Raw genomic sequence first — 5,003 nt, forward strand, 5'->3', positions numbered from 1 at the left:
TTATAATCAAGCCCTAAAAATTTATATGTAGTGTTATGATTTTAATGATAGATGCTATGATGCTATAGCTGCGTAGGTTAGCATTTTAATCAGCTCCTACTCAAGCAGAAAATAAAATTAGATTCTCAATCACTGATACAGAATCTATAAATGGCAACAAACAAATACCAAATAAGATTTACCATAGAAGAGTAATTATGTCACAAGGAAAAGGTTTTGGCTTCGGCTTAGGTAAAATGAAAGAACTAACTGAAGCTTTTAAAAAAGCTCAACAAGTTCAAGAAGGAGCCAAACAACTTCAGGAAGAACTAGATAAATTAGAAGTTGAAGGGTTAGCAGGTGGTGGCTTGGTAAAGGTTTTTTTGAGTGGAAACCAAGAGCCAAGGCGAGTAGAAATTTCACCAGATGCACTGGGGGAAGGAGCAGAGGTAATTTCTGAATTGGTGACAGCAGCAATGCTAGATGCTTATACTAAGTCTACTGCTACTATGCGTGAACGTATGGAAGAGTTGACAGGTGGTTTAAATTTACCTGGAATGTAGTTTAAATACTAATGATGGCTAGGACAGGTTTTAAGTTAGATAACTAAAAAATATAACAGTAGACTAACTCAGAAGCTTTATCCTAGTCTTTTTGATTTCTGAAAAATTTAATAATTCTGCATTCTACATTCTGCATTCTAAATTAATTTATGCCTTATAAACTATTATTTGTTTGTCTTGGTAATATCTGTCGTTCTCCCTCGGCAGAAAATATTATGAATCATCTGATAGAAAAATCTAATTTGAGCCAACGCATAGTTTGTGATTCTGCTGGTACTGGAGGTTATCATGTAGGTAGTCCTCCTGATTCTAGAATGACTTATGCTGCTAAGATGAGAGGTATTAATCTGAAAGGTTCAGCTCGTAAATTTCAAGTAGAAGATTTTAATAATTTTGATTTAATTCTGACAATGGATAAGGAAAATTATCGGGATGTTCTTCGCTTAGATAGTGCTGATAAATATAGGGATAAAGTGAAGTTAATGTGTGACTTTTGTAGATATTTTGATATTAAGGAAGTACCCGATCCTTACTATGGTGGTTCAGATGGATTTGATTATGTGATTGAGATACTTTTAGATGCTTGTGAAGGGCTATTAGATTATTTGATTAATCAAAATAAAATAGTAGTTTAGCGATCGCTGAATTTCAGATTATTTACCTGAAAAATTATTAATTAGACCTTGCTGAATAATCAATGATGTGTCATCAGTTTAAGTGGTGCTAAACCTGTCAAAAAAGACCAAAAAATACTAACTAAATTAATGTTCACTCCTTGTTGGGATTTTTATTCGCCTAACTGGGAAAAATGCAGATAATTTAACACCTCTAACTATTCCCTATTCCCTTTAATTTAAGATTAATTAGCCAGGTAATTTTCCATAGTAAAACGGACTAATTCAGCTCTATTGTTAGTATCAGTTTTTCTCAATAAACTACTCACATATTTTTCAATAGTTCTGGGACTTAAATGTAGGCGATCGCCAATTTTAACATTAGAAAGACCATTCAGCAAGAGACTCAAAACTTGCTGTTCTCTGGCGGTTAAACTAATCTGAGAATTTATGATAATTGACTGAGATACTGCTTCTGAATAATCAGATTTTGATATCTTTTCTGTTGCCAAATATTGACTATTAGTAGGTAAAGAATTAGTTATAGGTGAAGCTTGAGCAATAAGAGCATATCGATCTAATAAAGAGCGGACTACTGCTCCTAACTCTACTAATTCAAAAGGCTTTGGTAAATAAATATCACACCCCAATTGATAACCTTTCACTCTGTCCTGTGTACTTGTATGAGCGGTTAGAAAAATTACAGGTAAGAGACGAAAATTTGGACGCGCCCGAACTCGTCTTACCAGTTCATAACCGTCCATTGTTGGCATAGCAATATCAGTAATAATCAAATGGGGCTGAGATTTCTCAACTAAATCTAAAGCTTGTTGACCATTTTCAGCTTTGACAACTAAGTAACCAGATACCTCTAGGTAATCACTAACACATAACCTAGTTCCTAAGTCGTCATCAACAACAAGAATTGTTAAGGGCATTTTTCGATCTAAAAACCTTCTTTAGTTTGGAAATCAGTCATTTCAGTTATCAGTTATGAGTACCTTTGGGTGAATTAGGAGCCTTTAAATACTGAAGTTTATTTTTTTATCCCATTAAAACGAGAGGTTATTGACCTAATTTTTTGGTCAGCTTTATCTAGGGGATAAAACTAGGGACTAAGTTCCTACTTCACTGAAGAGCAAATTCTCCTTGGTTGTTACTTAATATTTTCCAGAGACTTAAAATCTAGTAGCAAATTAACTTATCTCTTTTGAGGGTAAAATAAGCTTAAGTATATACCATCATAAATTTTCAAAAAAAGTATATTTTAGGTAATATTTAATCTTATGTTTTTACCGAAATAATTAATAATTAAGCAATTAAATAATTAGATAATTGACGCCTTGAAGCCTCCTCTTTCAAGGGAAAAAAATAAATCTTTTCCCCCTTTGTGTCAATCCTCTCCCTAAAAGGGAGAGGTAATTATCAATTATCCATTATCCATTATCAATTAATGAACCCCTACCACTAATGCTCAATTCTAAGAGCAAAATATATTATCTATATTATCTACTATTATGTATAACTTACAGCTAAACTAGCTGGTTGTCCAAGATTTCCATGGAAAACAATACCTTCTTGGTTAGTTGCCAAATGACGCAAAATCTTGTAGATGGTTTCTATTTTATCAGCAGCTCCTGCTTTTTCAGCTAATTCTTCTAAAGATAGAGGAGTTCCCTCTTGCTTGAGGATATTTATTACCTGTTGTTGTAATTCTAGCACTGTAGCTGCGGCTTTTTTACCAGCTTCTACTCCTGGTTGGTGATAGGCGTTAATATTAACTAGAGAGCCATAAAAACCAACTGCCCTCTCATAAAGGGCTATTAATGCTCCTACATTATAAGGATTAACTTTAGGAATAGTAACTGTAATAGAATCTCGCTCATTTTCATAAAGTGCTTGTCTAGTACCTTGAAGAAAACCAGATAAGTAGTCTCCAGCAGTTACCCCTGCTTCTACTTCCGGAGAAGTACCTTGACGATCTTCTAGAACTTCGATAAAGGTGACAAAGAAATTAGATACACCGTCTCGCAACTGTTGTACATAGGCGTGTTGGTCTGTGGAACCTTTGTTACCGTAGACTGCAATACCTTGGTTGACGACATTGCCATCTAGGTCTTTTTCCTTACCTAAAGATTCCATAACTAACTGCTGTAGATAACGACTGAATAGCAGTAGACTATCTTTGTATGGTAGAACTACCATATCTTTTTCCCCGTGACCATTACCTACGGCGTACCAACTCAAGGCTAATAAAGCAGAGGGGTTGCCTTTGATTTCATGTTTGCGAGTAACTGCGTCCATTTCTTTTGCCCCAGCAAGCATTGCCCGGATATCAATTCCTTGCAGTGCTGCGGGTAGCAAACCAACGGAGGAGAGTTCGGAAGTACGTCCACCTACCCAGTCTGCCATCGGGATAACATCTATCCATCCTTCAGATTTAGCAATTTGACCTAGTTTACTATTAGGAGTAGTAGTAGCAACAGCTTGACTAGCAAAGTTTAAATTTTTAGATGCAAAAGCTGCTTTGACTTCCATCATACCATTGCGAGGTTCTGGGGTACCTCCAGATTTGGAGATGACTATAACTAGGGTGCTGTTGAGGCGATCGCCGAGTTTGTGGAGTACCCGGTCTATACCTGCTGGATCTGTGTTGTCTATGAAGTGTATTTCCATTGGTGGGTCATCAAGACCAAGAGCTTCGGCGACAAATTGGGGGCCTAATGCTGAACCACCGATACCAATGGAGAGAATATCTGTAAATTTGGGGACATTAGCAGGTTTAATTTCTCCACTATGGACTTTCTTGGCAAAAGTTTCTATTTGTTCCAGAGTTTGGACAATTTCTTGTTTAATTTCGGGGGTAGGAGCAATATCAGCATCTCTGAGCCAATAGTGGCCAACCATCCGGTTTTCGTCTGGGTTAGCGATCGCACCTTTTTCTAAGGCGTCCATATCTTGGAAGGCTTTTTCAAGTTTAGGCTTTATTGTTTCAACAAAAGAGTCATCAAATTTAATGCGACTTATGTCAACGTAAAATCCTAATCCTTCGTGGTAGTAAAGCCAGTCAATATAGCGTTGCCAGAGTGCTTTTGATTCCATAAAAATTAGTGTATTTAGTATTTTTGCTAGTTTGCCATCTGTAGTTTAGAAGACTAGATTTCTGGCTTTGGTAAAATACGGATAAATTTAACAATTTGACCTGTTACTTCTATACCTATCAGATAATTGTCCACAGTAAATCTGTAGAAAATACCACTGGTTCCAAGTTGTCTTAGTTCTGGTAATTCTTGTAAATAATTTATTTGACTAAATTTGATAAAAACAAAATCATATATTTGCTGGTAGGCAACAGATTCTATGACTTTAAGGTCTTGGATAAAAGAACGAGAATAACGCACTTCTAGAGTCATTTCAGTTATCAGTTATCATTTATTAGTTATCAGTATATCTGGCTAAACTTGGAGGTTTGAAATACTGAAGTTTACTTTTTTCATTTCCAGGAAAAGGGTGGCTTGAAACCAGATTTTTTGGTCACAATAATCTGGTTTTTTTAGAGTTTTTCTCTTCTGGTTTAAATAAGAATGTTTGTTTGGATTTTAACTATTTTATTTGTCAAAGTATAAGATTTGCAAGGTTTCTTCTTTAGTCAAGATATCTCCTGGTTTGTGACTTGTTTTCGATTTTTGAATAGCTGTCATAATTGAGTTATCAGTTATCAGTATATCTGGCTGAAATTGGAGGCTTTAAATACTGAAGTTTACTTTTTTCATTTCCAGGAAAAGGGTGGCTTGAAACCAGATTTTTTGGTCAAAATAATCTGGTTTTTTTAGAGTTTTTCTCTTCT

The 5,003-nt window shown here is 35.4% G+C and carries 5 protein-coding genes; 2 read left to right on the forward strand and 3 right to left on the reverse strand.

The window, feature by feature from the left end; genetic code table 11:
• Nucleotides 1-197: 197 nt before the first annotated feature.
• Both AFK68_RS10820 and AFK68_RS10825 read left to right on the forward strand, forming a co-directional pair.
• Nucleotides 198-542, forward strand: coding sequence for a YbaB/EbfC family nucleoid-associated protein (locus AFK68_RS10820; protein WP_094672707.1), 345 nt, complete (start codon nt 198-200; stop codon nt 540-542).
• Between the two features lie 149 nt (nt 543-691).
• The gene (locus tag AFK68_RS10825; RefSeq protein ID WP_094672708.1) at nt 692-1,177 is read left to right on the forward strand and encodes a low molecular weight protein-tyrosine-phosphatase; all 486 of its coding nucleotides are present in this window, start codon (nt 692-694) and stop codon (nt 1,175-1,177) included.
• A 224-nt stretch (nt 1,178-1,401) separates the two neighbouring features.
• Here AFK68_RS10825 and AFK68_RS10830 read toward each other — a convergent pair whose 3' ends face one another.
• The 3 genes from AFK68_RS10830 to AFK68_RS10840 all read right to left on the reverse strand — a co-directional run bounded on the left by AFK68_RS10830 (nt 1,402) and on the right by AFK68_RS10840 (nt 4,569).
• The gene (locus AFK68_RS10830) at nt 1,402-2,094 is read right to left on the reverse strand and encodes a response regulator transcription factor (protein ID WP_094672709.1); all 693 of its coding nucleotides are present in this window, start codon (nt 2,092-2,094) and stop codon (nt 1,402-1,404) included.
• A gap of 577 nt (nt 2,095-2,671) precedes the next feature.
• A complete protein-coding gene (locus tag AFK68_RS10835; RefSeq protein WP_094672710.1) occupies nt 2,672-4,258 on the reverse strand; it encodes a glucose-6-phosphate isomerase in 1,587 nt (528 codons plus the stop codon).
• 53 nt (nt 4,259-4,311) lie between these two features.
• Nucleotides 4,312-4,569, reverse strand: a complete 258-nt coding sequence (locus AFK68_RS10840; RefSeq protein ID WP_094672711.1) for a cytotoxic translational repressor of toxin-antitoxin stability system — start codon at nt 4,567-4,569, stop codon at nt 4,312-4,314.
• Between the last annotated feature and the right edge of the window lie 434 nt (nt 4,570-5,003).

This window comes from Hydrocoleum sp. CS-953 (genome assembly GCF_002260545.1).
In the GTDB taxonomy this organism is placed as follows: domain Bacteria; phylum Cyanobacteriota; class Cyanobacteriia; order Cyanobacteriales; family Microcoleaceae; genus Trichodesmium.

Excerpts from the sequence above, each read along its gene's own strand:
- AFK68_RS10820 (WP_094672707.1), top strand. The coding sequence starts at position 198 with ATGTCACAAGGAAAAGGTTTTGGCTTCGGCTTAGGTAAAATGAAAGAA.
- AFK68_RS10825 (WP_094672708.1), top strand. The coding sequence starts at position 692 with ATGCCTTATAAACTATTATTTGTTTGTCTTGGTAATATCTGTCGTTCT.
- AFK68_RS10830 (WP_094672709.1), bottom strand. The coding sequence starts at position 2,094 with ATGCCCTTAACAATTCTTGTTGTTGATGACGACTTAGGAACTAGGTTA.
- AFK68_RS10835 (WP_094672710.1), bottom strand. The coding sequence starts at position 4,258 with ATGGAATCAAAAGCACTCTGGCAACGCTATATTGACTGGCTTTACTAC.
- AFK68_RS10840 (WP_094672711.1), bottom strand. The coding sequence starts at position 4,569 with ATGACTCTAGAAGTGCGTTATTCTCGTTCTTTTATCCAAGACCTTAAA.